The following is a 17,315-nucleotide window of genomic DNA, read 5'->3' as shown; positions in this document are numbered from 1 at the left end:
AGGCAGCCCGGTTTTTCGAGGCAGCTACACATGACCGAACTCACCTATTCCGAACCGAAACCCAAGGTAATCGCGGGCACGACCGATGACTGGGAGCTTGTGATCGGAATGGAAGTGCACGCGCAGGTCAAATCCAATGCCAAGTTGTTTTCCGGAGCATCCACGCAATTCGGTGCCGAACCGAATTCCAACGTCTCGCTCGTCGATGCAGCCATGCCCGGAATGTTGCCGGTAATAAACGAATACTGTGTTGAGCAGGCGGTGCGCACCGGCCTCGGCCTGAAGGCGGAGATCAATCTCTTCTCCCAGTTCGACCGCAAGAACTACTTCTACCCCGACCTGCCGCAGGGATACCAGATCAGTCAGCTTTACCACCCCATCGTCGGCGAGGGCGAGATCATCGTGGATATGGAACCCGGCGTCGCCCGCAAGGTCCGTGTCGAGCGCATCCATCTCGAGCAGGACGCCGGCAAAAGCATCCACGACATGGACCCCGAAATGTCCTTCGTCGATCTCAACCGCACGGGCGTGGCCCTGATGGAGATCGTCTCGCGCCCCGACATCCGGGGCCCGGAGGAAGCGGCGGAATACGTGCGCAAGCTGCGTCAGATCTTGCGCTACCTCGACACGTGCGACGGCAACATGCAGGAAGGCTCGATGCGGGCCGATGTGAACGTGTCCGTCTGCAAGCCTGGGGCTTACGAGAAGTTCCGCGAAACCGGCGATTTCTCGCACCTCGGCACGCGCTGCGAGATCAAGAACATGAACTCCATGCGCTTCATTCAGCAGGCCATAGAATACGAAGCCCGCCGTCAGATCGCCATCATCGAGGATGGCGGCACCGTCGATCAGGAAACCCGGCTCTACGATCCGGTCAAGGGCGAGACGCGCTCGATGCGCTCCAAGGAAGAGGCGCACGACTACCGCTACTTCCCCTGCCCCGACCTGCTGCCGCTGACGATTCAACAGGCGTGGGTCGACGGCATCAAGGCTGCCCTACCCGAACTGCCCGACCAGAAGAAGGCCCGCTTCGTCTCCGACTACGGCATGACCGAGTACGATGCCGGCGTGCTGACGGCCGAAACCGCCAACGCGCTCTTCTTTGAGAGCGTGGCCGAGGGCCGGGACGGCAAGACTGCCGCGAACTGGGTCATCAACGAACTCTTCGGACGGCTCAACAAGGAGGGCCTCGGCGTCGACGCCTCACCCGTCTCCGCCGCCCAGCTCGGCGGCATCATCGACCTTATCGCCAAAGGCGACATCTCGGGCAAGATCGCCAAGGATCTTTTCGAGATCGTCTGGTCCGAAGGCGGCGATCCGGCGGAGATCGTCGAGGCTCGCGGCATGAAGCAGGTCACCGATATCGGCGCGATCGAAGCGGCGGTTGACGAAGTCATGGCCGCCAATCCCGACAAGGTGGAACAGGCGAAGGAGAAACCGTCGATGGCGGGCTGGTTCGTCGGTCAGGTCATGAAGTCCACCGGCGGCAAGGCCAATCCCAAAGCCGTAAACGAAATCATCCGCGCAAAACTGGGGATCTGAGCCAGCACCCTTGAGCAGTGTATCGAAACCTGCCATTTAACCACCGTTTCGCCCGAAGCGGAGTAAGGACAAACGATGCAGAACTTTGAGTACAGGGTCGTCTCGGCGCCGCGCAAGGCGCGTCGTGCCAAGGGCGCGAAGACGCCACAGGATCGCTTCGCCCGTACACTCACAGATGTCATCAACGCCGAGGCGGAGAATGGCTGGGAATACTTGAGGGCCGAGTCTCTGCCGGTCGAAGAGAAAAAGGGCATGCTATCGTCGCCCACGGAAAGCTACCATTCCGTCCTGGTTTTCCGACGAAATGTCACGGCGGCGCCCAGCCCATTCCGCGAGCGATTGGAACCGCGTGCTACCCCGCCGCAGGCCCCTCGGGCCCGCCCCCAAAAGGAGCAGGGAGTCGCAAAGCCAATGACACTCGGCCCCGCCACCGAGGATTGATCAACTCTCGACTTTCAGCGCCAGTGCGTGAACGTCACCGTCGAGTTCTGCTTTCAGGACCGAGTAGACAAGCCGCTGTGCGGCCACCCTGCTCTTGCCGCTGAAGGCGCTCGCACGGATATGCACGTGAAAATGTGTAGCAACGCCTTCCCGGTAGCCTCCGTGGCCGCGATGCTGCTCGCTCTCGTCGATAACTTCGAGATGCACCGGCGAAAATGCCTCCGACAGCTTCTTCTCTATCGTTTCCTTCGTATTCATACTAACCTTCGATGCCCCGAAACAGCGCCTAAATCGGCCCTTGGCCTTTTGTGCTGATAGACTAAACTCTGTTGCTCGACTCGCAAGACCCGAAAGGAAGCTCATGAATCGCCGCTCGCCCTTCGAATTCGACATCTCCGTTCGCGCCGATAAAAAGCGCCGTCAGCGGGCTCGTGGAATGTCTGGCGCAGTGGAAACGTCCAGCAGAGCCTGCGCCAAGCCAGGCTGCGAGAGCGCCGGAAAGTTCCGTGCGCCAAAGGGGCCCGACAACCTCGACGAGTTCTTCTGGTTTTGCCTCGACCATGTTCGCGAATACAATCAGAAATGGAATTTCTTCGAGAACCATTCCGACGAGGAAATGGAGAAACAGTTTGCCGCCGACAAGGTGTGGGAACGCACCACCAAACCTTTCAAGGATCCAGATGGACACCCGGAGGGCCGGGCATGGCAGCGTTTCGGTTTCGACGATCCGTTGGAAGTGCTTGGTGAAAAAGGCACGATGAACCCCAACGCCGGGGGATCAGTATCGCAGCGCCGCCTGCCCGCAACGGAACGCAAGGCACTCACGATACTGGAGGCGCACGACCATGAGACCAAGGCGGAAATCCGCAAACGCTACAAAGCCCTAGTCAAGGTCCTTCACCCGGATATGAACGGCGGCAAGCGCGATGACGAGGAACGTCTCGCGGAAGTTGTATGGGCGTGGGATCAGGTCAAGGACAGCCGCAGCTTCAAGGACTGAGTTGACGGCAAAAAGGCGCCATCCCAACTGAGTTGCCTTCCAATTCGACAAGCCGAATTGGCCGCAGGCGCAAAGCCAAACTCGCCCTTGCGCCCCACTGGCAGATATATGACAAAGGCCCGGGTGTTTGCCCGGCACCTCTGTGGGCCGGAAAACGATGAGAGGAAATCCCGCAATGGCTGATGGATCGATGGAATTGCCGAGTGAACCGACGGTGGACATAAGCGTTCGCGAAGCTTTTGGCATCGACTCCGACATGACGGTCAAGGGCTTCCCCGAAGGGTCCGACAGGGTGCCGGAGCGCGACTCCTCCTATCAGTTCGACTGTGACACGACGCTGGCGATCCTCGCCGGCTTCAAACACAACCGCCGTGTCATGATCCAAGGCTATCATGGAACCGGGAAATCAACCCATATCGAGCAAGTCGCATCGCGGCTCAATTGGCCGTGCGTTCGTGTCAACTTGGACAGTCATATCAGCCGCATCGATCTGATCGGCAAGGATGCGATCAAACTGCGCGACGGAATGCAGGTCACGGAATTTCAGGAAGGTATCCTTCCTTGGGCGTTGAGTAACCCCGTCGCCATTGTTTTTGACGAATACGATGCTGGTCGTCCCGACGTGATGTTCGTTATCCAGCGTGTTTTGGAAGTAGACGGCAAACTCACTCTGCTCGACCAGAACAGGGTCATCCACCCACACCCCTATTTCCGCCTGTTCGCCACTGCAAACACGGTAGGCCTTGGAGATACGACCGGCTTGTATCATGGAACGCAGCAAATCAACCAAGGCCAGATGGACAGATGGAGCCTCGTGGCGACGCTCAACTACCTGCCCCATGACGCCGAAGTGGACATCGTTCTGGCCAAGAATCCGGACATGAATACGGAGATGGGCCGCAAGACGGTCTCCCGTATGGTGACGGTTGCAGACCTTTCCCGCGCCGCCTTCGTGAACGGCGATGTTTCGACTGTGATGAGCCCGCGAACCGTGATTGCCTGGGCTCAGAACACGGCAATTTTTGGGGATGTGGGCTTCGCGTTCCGCCTGACGTTCCTCAACAAGTGCGATGAACTGGAACGCCAGACCGTGGCAGAGTTCTACCAGCGCTGTTTCGATGAGGAATTGCCGGAAAGTGCGGCCAGCGTCAGCTTGGGCTGACTTTAGCGGTTTACACGTAAATCATCGTGTTCTTGGCTGTCCGTGCCTCTGCCAGGGGCGCAAGAGTCATGCCGGTAATTACTACGTTGTCGGTCAACGCAAAATTGCCGGCAAAGCTCGTTCCCCGCGAAAACGGTGCGACGTCATCGTTGAGGGTCGCCCAAAACCGGTACCCTTCCATGTCCAGGGTAATGTTCAGCATGTCGAACCCAAACAGCTTCTTGCTGATGGGATACTGACATTTGTAGACGCACTCCTTGGCGCTGAAGATGATCTTTGCGATCCTGCCCCTGTCTGCACGCGGGAAGGAACGCAACATCGACTGATCCGAGGATGTAAGCACGGTATCCCAGAGGTCCTGAGAAAGCGGCTCATCGGTTTCCACATCAATCCCGATCGCCGATGCTGTCGAGCTTCGCGCAACCACCGACATGCAGACCGAACCGGTATGTGAGATACTGCCCACCAGGCCCGGAGGCCAGACCGGAGCGCGGTCGGATCCCGAAGGCACCGAGTTGTGGCCATAGCCCAGTGCGCTCATCGCGTGCCGCGCTGCAACCCTGCCTGCAACGAACTCCCGCCGACGGCGCGGCGTAGCACGTACGATAGCCTTCACCTCTTCAGCCATCAGCCCCTCGTATTCCCTCCGGGGGTCGGTTGCAGCGACGCTGATTTCGGCAGGGAAAAGGCCGCGCGCCACCTTGGCACAATTCGAGATGCTAAGACTGTCGCTCATACGCTCAGGCCCCCGAACCGGAATGTCGTCGTGCGCGCATCGCCCGCCTGCGTGACATTGCATCCGCCCGCGCATTTGCACGATCCGCTGCCGGGGCAACATCAACTGCGGCCTTGGCAGGTGCGGACCCAACTAGCTCACCGCCGAGATGCCGCGCCAAAGCATCCAGCGTCGGATAACGGAAAATATCCGTAATACTCAGTTTCGGAGCGTTCAGCGCCATCTTGATTTCGCGGTGCGCCTGCACAGCAAGTAGGGAATGGCCACCGATGTCGAAAAAATTGTCCTTGGAACTGACAGTTGCCACCCCGAGCACACGCTTCCAGATTTCGGCAATCTGTGCTTCGACATCGTTTTTTGGCGCTTCCGGTGCCGCTTCCGATTGCTCAGCGCGACGTTCCTCCGGAGCAGGCAGAGCATTTCGGTCCACCTTTTTGTTAGGCGTCAGCGGAAAATCGTCGAGTCTTACGATATGCGTCGGCACCATGAAATCCGGTAGGTTCGTGCCAAGCTGCGCCCGGACGTCCTCTACCGCCACAGGCCCGTCGCTGCGAATATAGCCGACGAGTCTGACATTGCCGGGTACGTCCTCTCGGGCAGTTACAACGGCCTGACGGATGCCGGCGATGTCTTCCAGACGCGCTTCGATCTCACCAAGTTCGATACGGTATCCTCGTATTTTTACCTGATGGTCGACACGCCCGATAAACTCCACCTTGCCGTCGAAACGCCAGCGTACAAGGTCTCCAGTGCGATACATCCGTCCCCCCTCAACCTCTGAGAACGGGTCGGGCAGGAAACGCTCGGTCGTCAGATCATCCCTCTGCCAATAGCCTCGGGTGACACCGGCACCACCGATATATAATTCTCCGGCGACGCCGATTGGAACCGGTTGCCGGTTGGCATCCAGCACGTATAGTTGAGTGTTTGCGATGGGGGTGCCGATGTTGACGATGCCATCCTCGGCCGAAGCGGTCTCGGTCGACGACCATATGGTTGTCTCTGTGGGGCCGTACATGTTCTCCAGCCGGGCGTTGGTTGCTGACTTCAAGTCTCTCACCAGCGCTCCCGGCAGCGGTTCTCCTCCCACCATCATGGTCGAAATACGCGACAGGGCGAACCTTGCCTCATCGTTCATCATCAGCATTCGCGCCATACTCGGAGTACACTGGAGGTGGCTGACATCGTGGCGCAATATCTGTGCCGCAATGGAGAAATCGTCTTCAGCTATTTCTGTTGTCATATTAGAGAGACGCAGCACTTCGGCCAATGGTTTCAAACCCTCCATCACGTCTTCGACAGCGATGCCGTAGTCGATAAGGCAGGCGATTTCGTCGACGCCAATTCGCTTGAGACTTTCGACCCGTGCCACACAGTCCTGCACGGTACCGAAGAGACCCGAGTCTTCGAAATAACGCTGGAACGCAAAATCGAGGATGCCCTCCATCTCTTCCTGATCGAGGGAACCGAGGTCGATGTCGAAAGCATTCGTCGCACCCTCCGGCTTCTTGAACGCCGGAAATGCCCACGCATATTGCTTGATCAACCCAGCAGCCGAACGCAGGTAATCTTTCATCGGTTCGCGCGCAGTTTCACGAACGACCTCGCGATCCTCGCCAACGAACGTGTGCAGCATCAGTGTTACAGTTCGCTCCGCCGGTTCGTGGCCGGCATCACGCAATGCCTCGTGATAGATCTTTATCTTCTCTTCCACCTCTTTGACACTCTGGCCCAGCAAGTGGGTCAGAACGTTGGCACCGTAGGCGCCGGCCTCCTTCCACGTCGCGGGGTTGCCGGCCGTAGTCACCCATACGGGCATTTCTTCGGAAACAGGGCGCGGTTGCGTAACAACGGCATGCATCGTGCCGTCCCTTTTGGGGAACTCCACTGCCTCGCCCCGCCAGAGCTTGCGAACCTTGTCGATGGCATCGAACATCGCAGGCTTGTTGTCCGGGGGCGTGTTTTCGGGCCGCAACACGAAGTCATCTGGCTGCCAGCCAGAGGCGATGGCCATACCCGCCTTGCCGTTGGTCAGATTGTCGATCACTGCCCATTCCTCGGCAATGCGTGCCGGGTGATGCAACGGTGCGACGCACGAACCGCCACGCACTCCTATGTTCTCCGTAACGGCAGCTACGGCTGCACCGGTAACAGACGGATTGGGATAGGGGCCGCCGAATGCATGAAAGTGTCGCTCCGGCGTCCAGACCGCGCAAAAACCGTTCCTGTCGGCAAATTTCGCGCCTTCAAGCAGAAGTTCGTATTTCTTTGCCCCCGCACCATCATCGTTGCCCCAGTAGTAGAGGCTGAAATCCATCTTTCGGTCGGTGATCGCGATCTGCCCGCTGGACGCAAGTGCCCGGTTCTCATCGCTCGACAATACGATCTTGAAACCACGCGCCAGCGTGTAGAAAAGTTCCAATACCGAAATGTCGAACGACAGGCTCGTGACAGCAAGCCAAACACCTGCAGGCTCATGCGGAATTCTTTCATCCATGCCTGTGAAGAAATTGGCAACATTGCGGTGTTCAACCATCACGCCCTTCGGGCGGCCCGTAGAACCCGAGGTGAAAATCAAATAGGCGAGGTCGGAAGAGGTAACGCCACTTTCCGGATTGGAGTCGGATGCACTCGCCATGCGAGGATCTTTGTCGATCTCAAGGACCTTCGCCTTGTGCGCCGGCAGATGTCGCGCCAATTCGGATTGGGCAATGATGACTTCTGCACCGCTGTCCTCGATATAGAGCGCCACACGGTCGGCAGGGTAAGCAGGATCAAGAGGAACATAGGCCCCTCCCGCCTTCTGGATGGCGAGCGCACCTATAAGCAAGTCAAGTGAGCGTGTCGTATGCAAACCAACCAGACTGCCTCGTTCAACTCCCATTTCTGCCAACACATGAGCGACGCGATTTGCTTTCGAATTCAGCTCTGCATAGGTCAGCGCCTCGGCCTCGAAAACTACGGCAACGGCATCCGGCGTCTTTGCCGACTGGTCCTCAAACAAGTGATGGACGCATACGTCCGATGGATAGGGTGAGGTGGTAGCGTTCCAGTCATGAATTATTTGCCGTCGCTCAGCCTCCGACAGCATCGGAATGTGGCGAATAGCCGTCGCTGACACTGTGCCACTGGCGGTTGTCTTCAGTACATGCTCGAGCCTGCCGGCGAGCACTCTGGCCATCTCCTCCGGCACGCGAGCAATGTCATAGGCCAATTCAAGGACTTCGCCGGCGCAGACGGTGAGTGCCGCTCCATCCACGGTCACATCTTGATTACTGAAGGCGATGTCGGGAACCGCCATCCCGAGAAGTTCGGGGGCACGGAGCAGCAAGTCACGCGCGAAAGGATACTTCCCCTTCATATCAGCACGCGCAGAAGTGAGCGCTGTGGCCAAGTCTGCAAATGATACCGTACCGGTCGTGTCCGTCCCAGTCTGCACGTTCAGTGGCACCCACGGGGAGACATAGGGCGCGGCAATGTCGTTGCCCACAGGATCGCAGGGTACATAGGCTAGCCCGAAGCTAACCTCTTCCACCATCTGCGCCGCCCAAACGGCCACTGCCGGCAACAAGTCAGCGCCATCCGGCACCTGGACCGAGATTTTGCCGATACCCTTGCCCTTGCCCTGCGCCACCGTCGGCAGTTTGATCGGCGAGAAATTGTCGAACGCTCTGCGCCAGAATCCGTCGCTGCGCGCGGCGGGCCGAAGGATCTGAGAAAGTCCCTCCGCCACTTGCTGGTCCAGTGAAGGTAACACATCGCCGACACTGACGATGGCTTTTAGGTCAGCCTTCCTGCCGTCAAGCGTCTTCAAACCCGACAACTGCACCGTTCCTTGCCCGGTGGCCACTTCAAGTGTTTCAGCGGAGGCGCCGCGCACCGTGCCGGGAACCTGACCGGCGTTGGCCGGTTCCGCTTCGCTGGCTGAAGTGACCACGTACAAGTCGCCGTCAATTTCCACTTTCGGCAATGTTAGCGGATTGAAATAACCGCCATGGTCAAGCCCACGAACCAATGATGCAATCGTTCCGGAATCGGCATTGAAGTCGATGCGTCCCCCCGCCGATGGCCGTGCATCCCGTGCAAAGTAACTGCGCTGAGAAAGGTCTTGGGCTTGACGAGACGGAGCACCGCCCGCCAGTTGGGAGACCACATCATCGAAGCTCTCGATCGCCGCCTCATAGCACTTGGTATTCAGCGTCAGTGCGGTTTCGTCGGGTGCGATGTCAAAAATGCGCTGTGCAAGGATATCACCCTCATCGACGCCGTTTTCGATCAGATGCCAGGTAATGCCGTGCTGCGCCTCGCCATTAAGAATGGCCCATACCGGCGCATTTAGGCCAGCGTAGCGCGGTAGCGGACCATCATGAAAATTGACAGCACCTTGTGTTGCTTTCGAAAGCACGGTCTCAGGGATCAAGACCAGATTGGCGATGCTGAACAGCCAGTCGCAGGTCACGGGACCCAGGCGATCTGCCAGGTCGGCACCATGTGCCTCCACGCGCAGGCCACGATCATCTGCCCAGGCACGGATGTCATCGCTGTGGGTCACCACTGCGCAAATCGTATGGCCGTTGGCCAGCAGGACTTCGCTGCACTGGACAAGCAGAGACTCGTCACCGACCACAATGCAAGACATGACACTCATCTCAGATCCTCGTAAACGGCAGTGTGATTCGAATATCAGGCATTCACTTGCTGCGCCTTCGGCACCGGCATCGCCGATTGCCCCTTTGTCATCCGTCCGAAGGCAATTTTCAGATCATGGCTCACAAGATCGCGGATAAACCGCTCCGGCGCATTGCGTTTCTTGCCGTTCAGCGCTGACCGCAAGTTTGCAAGGCCGCCACCCACTACTTGCAGAAAAGTCGCGAGCGCCAAGGTGCCCCAGCCGTGATTTTTGACGAAGTAGTGCAGCCGCGAGTCGAGCCAATACGTCGGCACCCGTTTCCACTCCTTCATTCCAGTAGAGACCGATCCAAGGTGCGTAACCTTGCTTTCGTGCACGTACATTGTCGGCCATCCGGCCTTCAACGCTCGGCCGCACAGGTCCGGGTCGTCGAAGTAGAGGAAAAAAGTCTCATCGAACATACCTATTTCCTGAAGAATCCTGTCCCGCATCATCAGGCTGGCACCGGCTAGCCAGTCCACCCGGCAGGTCTCCGTCAACACTGGCAACACCATGGCTTTGTTCTTCAGCAGGCGGGAAACCGGTCCGAATTGTACCGCACCCTCGAACTCACTGAGCGGGGTCGGGAACCGAAAAGATGTCTGGTGCGGCTCGCCATCCTCGCCGTGAATATAACTGCCGGCAAAGCCGGTCTCAGGGTGTTCCTCCAGATACTGGAGCAACACCCGGATGGAGCCCTCGTCGGCAAAGGCATCCGAGTTCAGTGCGTAGCAATAGTCAGGGCGCGACCCATCCGAAAGCCCTGCCCTCATGCCAAAGTTTGTGCCGTAAGGGAAGCCACCGTTCAGACCGGATTGCAGCACGCGAACTCTGTTGTTCGCCGCCCACCCACACGCTTCGACCTCGGCTCGCATCTTCTCCTCGGAGCCGTCCTGACTATCATTGTCCACGATGATAATCTCACCGGCGATGCCCTCCATTTCGCGCACCGCACTGGCAGCGGAGTCTATGCTCATCTCCGGAGTACGCCAGTTCAGAATAACGGTCAGGACGGTCGGGCCGCCGGGCAACTTCTCGTTCATGTCTTTTACTCCGCCGCGGTGGCATTCGGCAGCGATGCTGCCTCTGAAAGATGTTTCGCTTCAGCCTGCTGGATGCATTCTTTGATACCGGATGCCAAGACACGGACGTTGGGTTCCAAAACCATCGAGTCATGGTCGCCCGGCACCTCGAACACTTCGACCGTCGGCACCCAGTCCGTCCAGCCGTTGTCATGCAGGACATAGGCACGCTGGCTATCCACCATCTTTCCTCCTGAAACATCCCAGTGCCCGACCAACGGCGGCCGGAACAGTTTCAGCGGACCATCCCAACCCTTGAGCGGATAGGATGTGACAGAAGTCATGAAAGCGGCCTCAATGTCGGCATTGTGGAACTGGTGTTCCGGAGTGGAATGCTCTCCCGGATCGTTGGCGCGGCGCTTTGCCAGTTCCCAGCGAATGCGGTTGCGCGCCCAGGTATAGGGGTAGGTAAGGCCTTTCCGCCGGATTTCCTGCAACTGGATCATCACCCGGTCTACTGCTGACAGGGGCGTACGAACTGGTAGCGGAGTATCCAGCATAACGACAAGCGAAACTGTTTCGCCAGCGGCTTCGAGTTGGTGTGCAATTTCATACGCCGTAATGCCCCCACCGGAGAACCCACCCAACATGTATGGCCCATGCGGCTGCACTTCTTGCATCTCGGCAATGTAGTCCCGGGCGGCGTCAACTAGAGACGTGTGTGGCTCTTCATTACCGTAGAGCCCGCGCGCTTGAAGCCCGTAAAATGGCCGGTCGGATCCAAGCAGGTGTGCCAGGTGCCGCAAATTCAGGACATTCCCGAACATACCCGCCACAAGGAAGAACGGCGTCTTGGGTCCACCCTCGCCTGAATGCATCGGCACGATATGGGTGAAACGCCGTGTCGGCGTCGTTGGCTGCGCCTTCGTCTCTCCACCATCGGTTTGTCCGGTGAGTCCGGTCCTCTCCATTATCAATGCCGCGCATTTGGAAATGGTCGGCGCCTCGAACAGGATAGAGATCGGAAATTCCACTCGGAACGCTTTCTTCACCATGGCAAACAGCCGAACAGCTATCAGCGAATGGCCACCGAGATCGAAAAAACTGTCTTCTACGCCGACATTGCTGACACCCAGCAAGTCCTCCCAGAACCCGACTAGCGTTCGTTCGATATCGTTGCTTGGCTCGACGTATTCACTGTCGAGTTGCGGGCGCTCGAATTTCTGACCATCACCCTCCTCTGCTTGCCCGCCTTCCGCGGCCTGGGCGACCAGAGCATCGAGATCCATCGAGGTGACTATGACCTGCGACAATCCGGTAGAAATTGCGCGCGCGAACGCGTCGGCCCCCTCTTCCGGGCGGATACCCTGCTCCAGCATCGCCTGAAAGCGTTCTTCGGAAGCCGATAGCGGTGCGGCCTCGTCACTGTTGCGCTCAAATTCGACTTCGCCGACGCTGAGCGGTGGTGCCTTGGTGAAACTGGTCGCAGTTTCCAGACGGTGGATGGAGAAGTTCCTGATCTCAAGGCACACTTCGCCCTGCCCATCGGTAAGCGTCACATCGAAAGCCGCAAACGGATGGTCATGACGGTTCTCGCTGGCACTGCGCACGTGGCTGTAGATTTCCTGCGGCAACGGCTTGAAGAACCTCACGCTTTCGTAGGAAACGGGCACCCAAAGGTGACGCGCTTCATAACCCTCGATGAGGTCCATCGCCCAACCTGTGGCCAGATCGAGCAGCGCCGGATGAGCGCGATAGCCAGCCTTCAGATCATCCGAGAAGGCATCGGGCAGACGCAGTCGGGCGACGCCGTCATTTGCCCCTAAGTCCATCTCGCGCAGCACCCGCCAACGTGCACCGAAATTCAGATGTTCCTCCTGCGGGGAGCGGATGCCGGAGGGGTCGTCGGGGACGGAACGAACCGTAGCCGCTGCCCTGATAGAGGCAATGTCCAGCGGATCAGGTGTTTTCTGCGGCAGGATCGCAATCGTCGCCTGGGCGTGGAGTTGAAACCCTTTCTTGCCTTGAACAGTGCAGGCGCTGCGCACTTCGAAAGCGTATCCGGCTTCATTTCGCTTCAGCCGCACGCGCACTTCTGTCTCGACGCCGTCGACGACCTGTAGAGGCCGCAGGAACAAAAGATCGCGAATCTCGAATTGTGCTTTCTCGCCGTGGGCTTGCAGTGCCTCGGCCGCCAGTTCGATATACCCTGTTCCAGGCATCAGAGCATCGCCGCCCTTTGTGCGGTGGCCATCGAAAATCCAGCGATCGGCTGTAGAATAACTCGCTTCGAAGACACGATTTCCCTCGGAATCGAAAGTAGCCGTGTCGAGTAGCGGCGCCTCGATTGGTACGGCGGGGGCATCCGGGATTTCCCCCCTGCGCTCGGCCTGCATGGCTGCGGCCATGCCAACCTCGTTCCAGATGCCCCAGTTGATCGCCACGACCTTCGTCTTGCCGTTGCGCCGGGATTTGGCGAAGGCGTTGAGATACTCGTTTGCGGCGACGTAATCCACTTGTCCGGCGGGCGCTATGATCGTTGAGGTGGAGGAGAACAGAACCATCAGGTCGAGTGACCCATCAGGGAAAAGGTTGTCCAGAACCTGCGTTCCGTGAATTTTCGGAGTAAAGACATCCTCGATTGTGTCGGGTGACTTGGCCAGAAGTGGACCATCGTTGACCACACCGGCAGCATGAATCAAGCCATTGATCTTGCCGAACTTTTCCTCGACCGACGCAATCGCCCGCTTCATCTCGGAGACATTGCAGACATCGGCTTCGGCAACCATCACCTCACCGCCCAGAGCCTCCAGCCGCTGCACCGCCCGGATCCGCTTGGAAATGGCGTCAAAGGGACCGTGGCCCTTGAGGTGCTCGTCCCATGCCCCGCGCTCCGGCAGTCCCGTCCGCGACAACAGGACGATGCGTGCCTTGGCCTTTCGGACAAGATGCTCGGCTATGGTCAGACCAATGCCGCCGAAGCCACCGGTGAGCAGAAATGTCGTATGGGTTTGGTATGGGTTCGGTATGGTTTCGGTAAGGCTTATTGCTCGGAAGTCCTGGCCGAACCTCTTTGTTCCGCGCAGTGCCGCCACGGTATTTCCGGGACTGGCGAGCATCTCCTCCAGCACCCGGTCGGTCATCGTCTCCAACTGCTTCGACCGTTCGGATGGCCCCTTTGCCGACCGGAATGAAAGACCGCGGTCGGCATCCATCGACGGCATCGTGATGTCGAGTACCGAGCACGTCACTTTCGGCAGTTCGCGCGGGATCACCTTCGCAGGCCCCATGATCGTCGCCTTTTCCGGGTACGGAAGTGCTTCATCGCGCACCTGCGCTGCACCGGATGTAAAGATGGAGATGTGGAGCGGTGTTGGCAGGTTCTCGTCGCTGATCGCCTGCGCCAGAAACAGCAGGCTGTAAAATCCCTGCTCGACATTACGATGGAAAAAAGAGGAACCGGGGCGGAACGACTCCTTGGCGGTAACGAGCCAGAAATGGGCGATCCGGTTCGGCACCATGCCGCGCTGAACCAGGTCCTGCATCAGTTGCTCGTAGCCCTCGCGACCGCGCTCCGGAGCCAGGAAATACTGGTGATCACCGCTGCGGGTGAAGGCGTCTCCGGTAAAAACTTCGATGACGGTATGGCCCACGGAGCGCAGGCGCTTGACGCTGCGCGTCGCAACACCTGCATCATCGGAGAAGACGAGCCAAGTGTGTTTTTCGGCAGTGTCGAGGGCGAATTCAACGTCGATATCACAATCGGCCAGGCGCGGCCGCCACGTCGGCTGGTACCCCCAGTCGGCGATGTCTTCGTTCCGCGTCAGCAAGGTCGAGCCAGCCTCGACAGCGCCCTTGCCGGGTTCGATGAAATAGGGCGCGCGCTGAAAGGCATAAGTCGGCAGCGGAACGCGCTGTCGCTTCGCATCTCCCCAAATCGGCTCCCAGTCGACATTGACGCCAACGGCCCAGAGCCGACCGACGACGGAAAGGAAATAAGCATCGTCGGCGATAACCTGTTTCGGGTGACGCAGGCTGCTCATCACCTGGTTCGCCGGAATTGCTCCATGTGCCTGCGCAAGCGAACTCAAAGCCTTGCCCGGCCCGACCTCGAGATAGATGCGCTCCGGCTCCTGCGCCAAGGTGGTGATGCAATCCGCGAAGCGGACAGTGTTGCGAAGGTGCGAAACCCAGTATTCCGGGTCCGTCGCCTCCCCGTCTGTAAGCAATGCCCCGGTGTAATTCGATGCAATGGGAATTTGCAGCGGATTAAGATTGATGGAGTTGAGATAATCGCGGAACGGCTGGAGAATTGGCTCCAACATGCGAGAGTGTGCGGCGATGTCGATGGGAACGCGCTGGCACTCCACCTCCTTGGCCTCCATCTCCGCCTGCAACTTGTCCAGTGCGGCCTGCGGGCCGGAAACAACAGTCAGTTCCGGCGCGTTGACGCTGGCTATGTCGAGATCATCACCAAGCAGAGGTTTCACATCGGCCAGCGGCAGCGGCAGGCTGAGCATGCCCCCTTTCGGAACGCTGTCCATCAGGGTTCCGCGCAGATGTACGAGACCGATACAATCCTCGAAGGACATCACGCCGGCGAGGCAGGCGGCCGTGTTCTCGCCCATCGAATGGCCGACGAATGCGGCGGGCGCGACGTTCCACGACATCCAGAGCTGTGCCAGCGCGTATTCGGTGATCATGATCAACGGAAGCTGGACGGAGGGCTTCTTCAGCTTCTCGTCGGCGGCTTCGACCTCGCCTGCCTCCGGCAGCCAGAGCGCGCGAATGTCGTAGTCGAGCTTGGGCTGGAGAATGTCGAGGCCCTTGTCCATCCATTCCTGAAACACGGGTTCGGTTTCATACAGGTCGCGGGCCATGCCGGCGAACTGCGCACCGCCGCCGGGGAACATGAATACGACTTCCGGATCATCGGCAACGAAGGAATGCGTGAAAACGCGGCGGGGGTCGGCTTCCTCCAGCAGGTCGGCGGCTTCCTCGTGGTCTTCGACCACCACGACACGGCGTTTTTCGAAGGCGCGGCGGCCTTCCTTCAGTGTGTAAGCCACATCGGCGAGTGGCTGCTCGGGGTGGGCGCGAAGGTGTGCGGCCAGCGTCTTGGTGTTGGCGTCGAGCGCGGCGCGGGAGCGGCCGGAGACGGTGAGGATCTGGAACGGCCAGTCGGATTCCTCCGAAGCCGCGCGTTCAGGCGCTTCCTCGATAACCGCATGGGCGTTGGTGCCGCCGACGCCGAGCGAATTCACGGCGGCGCGGCGGGGGCCCTTGTGCGACGTGAAATCGCGAAGCGCCGCGTTCACGCTGAAGGGCGAGTTCTCGAAGTCGATGGCGGGGTTCGGGGCCTCGAAGCCGAGGCTCGGCGGAAGCTGACGGTGCTTCAGCGCCAGCGTCGCCTTGATGAGCGAAGCGACACCCGCCGCTGTGTCGAGATGGCCGATATTGGTTTTTACCGAGCCGATGCGGCAGAAGCCCGTCTCGTCCGTCGTCTCCTGAAAGGCGGAGGTGAGGGCGGCGACCTCGATGGGATCGCCGAGATAGGTGCCGGTGCCGTGGCATTCCACGTAGTCGATCGTGTCGGCGGTGATGCCCGCGATGGCGTGGGCCTCGGCAATCGCGCGGGCCTGCCCCTCGACCGACGGGGCGAGGTAGCCCGCCTTGTCGGACCCGTCGTTGTTCACGGCGGTGCCCTTGATCACGCCCCAGATATGATCGCCATCGGCGATGGCATCCGACAGGCGGCGCAGCACCACGGCCCCTGCCCCGCTGCCGAACACGGTGCCCTGCGCGCGGTGGTCGAAGGCGTGGCAATGGCCGTCGGGCGAAAGGATCTCGCCTTCTTCGAAGATGTAGCCGCGCTTGTGCGGCAACTCGATGGTCACGCCGCCGGCCAGCGCCATGTCGCATTCGCCGTTCAGCAGCGCCTGGCAGGCGTAATGCGTGGCGACAAGCGAGGTGGAGCAGGCCGTCTGCACGTTGATCGAGGGGCCTTGCAGGTTGAAGATGTGGGAGACGCGGGTGGAGAGGAAATCCTTGTCGTTGCCGGTGTGGCGCAGCAGGAACATGCCCACGCTGTCCACGAGATCGGGGTTCGAGCAGATGTTGAAGTAGAAATAGCTGCCCATGCCGCAACCGGCGTACACACCGATGAGGCCGGGGAAGTTCTCGGGCGGGTGGCCCGCATTCTCCAGCGCTTCCCATGCCACTTCGAGGAACTGGCGGTGCTGGGGATCCATAATCGCCGATTCCTTGGGGCTGAAGCCGAAGAAATCTGCGTCGAACTGTTCGAAATCATCGAGGATGGAGGCCGAGGGGACGTAGTTCTTGTGGCGCATCCTACTCGGATTCTCGCCTGCAGCCTGCAATTCTTCCTCCGACAGACGGCGGATAGATTCGACACCGTCCCGAAGATTCGTCCAGTATTCGTTTATGTCACGCGCACCGGGCAGATGTGCAGACATGCCGACAATTGCGATATCCGTGTCAAAACCAGTGTTCCCACCGACTGGTTCAGTCATCAAAATGCCCCTTACTCAAAAATTGCGCCCGCGCCGACGATCCGCCGCGAACACCACACCACCCCGATTTCGCAACTGCAACCAGCCGCCCCCAATTCCATCCCGTAGGCGATTCTCAGGCCAGCGCGGATGACAATTACCACAGTCGATATGCAAACCCGTGAACTTGGTTACATTGTGGCAGCTCAGCGCAACTATCGCCCGTTTTTC

Annotated in this window: 9 protein-coding genes; 4 read left to right on the top strand and 5 right to left on the bottom strand. The window is 59.2% G+C overall.

Translation table 11 applies throughout. The features are described 5' to 3' along the window. Positions 1 to 30 precede the first annotated feature (30 nt). Both gatB and GO499_RS02330 read left to right on the top strand, forming a co-directional pair. Positions 31 to 1,542 (top strand): Asp-tRNA(Asn)/Glu-tRNA(Gln) amidotransferase subunit GatB, encoded by a 1,512-nt coding sequence (gene gatB, locus GO499_RS02335; protein ID WP_161860675.1) that lies wholly within the window; start codon positions 31 to 33, stop codon positions 1,540 to 1,542. A gap of 75 nt (positions 1,543 to 1,617) precedes the next feature. Further along, positions 1,618 to 1,983: a DUF4177 domain-containing protein gene (locus GO499_RS02330; RefSeq protein ID WP_161860674.1), complete on the top strand. Its 366-nt coding sequence runs from the start codon at positions 1,618 to 1,620 to the stop codon at positions 1,981 to 1,983. Here GO499_RS02330 and GO499_RS02325 read toward each other — a convergent pair whose 3' ends face one another. Next, entirely contained in the window at positions 1,984 to 2,241 is a 258-nt protein-coding gene (locus GO499_RS02325; RefSeq protein WP_161860673.1) for a BolA family protein, read from the bottom strand. Between the two features lie 103 nt (positions 2,242 to 2,344). Here GO499_RS02325 and GO499_RS02320 point away from each other — a divergent pair, with 103 nt between their 5' ends. Together GO499_RS02320 and cobS are read left to right on the top strand one after the other, a co-directional pair. Further along, complete coding sequence (locus GO499_RS02320; protein WP_161860672.1) at positions 2,345 to 2,983, top strand: J domain-containing protein; 639 nt, start codon at positions 2,345 to 2,347, stop codon at positions 2,981 to 2,983. 175 nt (positions 2,984 to 3,158) lie between these two features. Beyond that, the gene (gene cobS, locus GO499_RS02315; protein WP_161860671.1) at positions 3,159 to 4,145 is read left to right on the top strand and encodes a cobaltochelatase subunit CobS; all 987 of its coding nucleotides are present in this window, start codon (positions 3,159 to 3,161) and stop codon (positions 4,143 to 4,145) included. Between the two features lie 10 nt (positions 4,146 to 4,155). Here cobS and GO499_RS02310 read toward each other — a convergent pair whose 3' ends face one another. The 4 genes from GO499_RS02310 to GO499_RS02295 are packed head-to-tail and all read right to left on the bottom strand — an operon-like array spanning position 4,156 to position 17,105. Further along, on the bottom strand, positions 4,156 to 4,881 hold the full coding sequence (locus tag GO499_RS02310) for a 4'-phosphopantetheinyl transferase family protein (RefSeq protein ID WP_161860670.1): 726 nt from the start codon (positions 4,879 to 4,881) through the stop codon (positions 4,156 to 4,158). A gap of 4 nt (positions 4,882 to 4,885) precedes the next feature. Beyond that, the gene (locus GO499_RS02305; protein ID WP_161860669.1) at positions 4,886 to 9,529 is read right to left on the bottom strand and encodes a MupA/Atu3671 family FMN-dependent luciferase-like monooxygenase; all 4,644 of its coding nucleotides are present in this window, start codon (positions 9,527 to 9,529) and stop codon (positions 4,886 to 4,888) included. A 35-nt stretch (positions 9,530 to 9,564) separates the two neighbouring features. After that, positions 9,565 to 10,593 carry a glycosyltransferase gene (locus GO499_RS02300; protein ID WP_161860668.1) on the bottom strand — a complete coding sequence of 343 codons (1,029 nt, stop codon included), beginning with the start codon at positions 10,591 to 10,593 and terminating at the stop codon, positions 9,565 to 9,567. Between the two features lie 5 nt (positions 10,594 to 10,598). Continuing rightward, on the bottom strand, positions 10,599 to 17,105 hold the full coding sequence (locus GO499_RS02295) for a type I polyketide synthase (RefSeq protein WP_161860667.1): 6,507 nt from the start codon (positions 17,103 to 17,105) through the stop codon (positions 10,599 to 10,601). Positions 17,106 to 17,315 lie beyond the last annotated feature (210 nt).

It is taken from the genome of Algicella marina, assembly GCF_009931615.1.
Classification (GTDB): Bacteria; Pseudomonadota; Alphaproteobacteria; order Rhodobacterales; family Rhodobacteraceae; genus Algicella; species Algicella marina.
The sequence above is the reverse complement of the archived record's forward strand: the minus strand, read 5'-3'. Positions and strand labels throughout refer to the sequence as shown.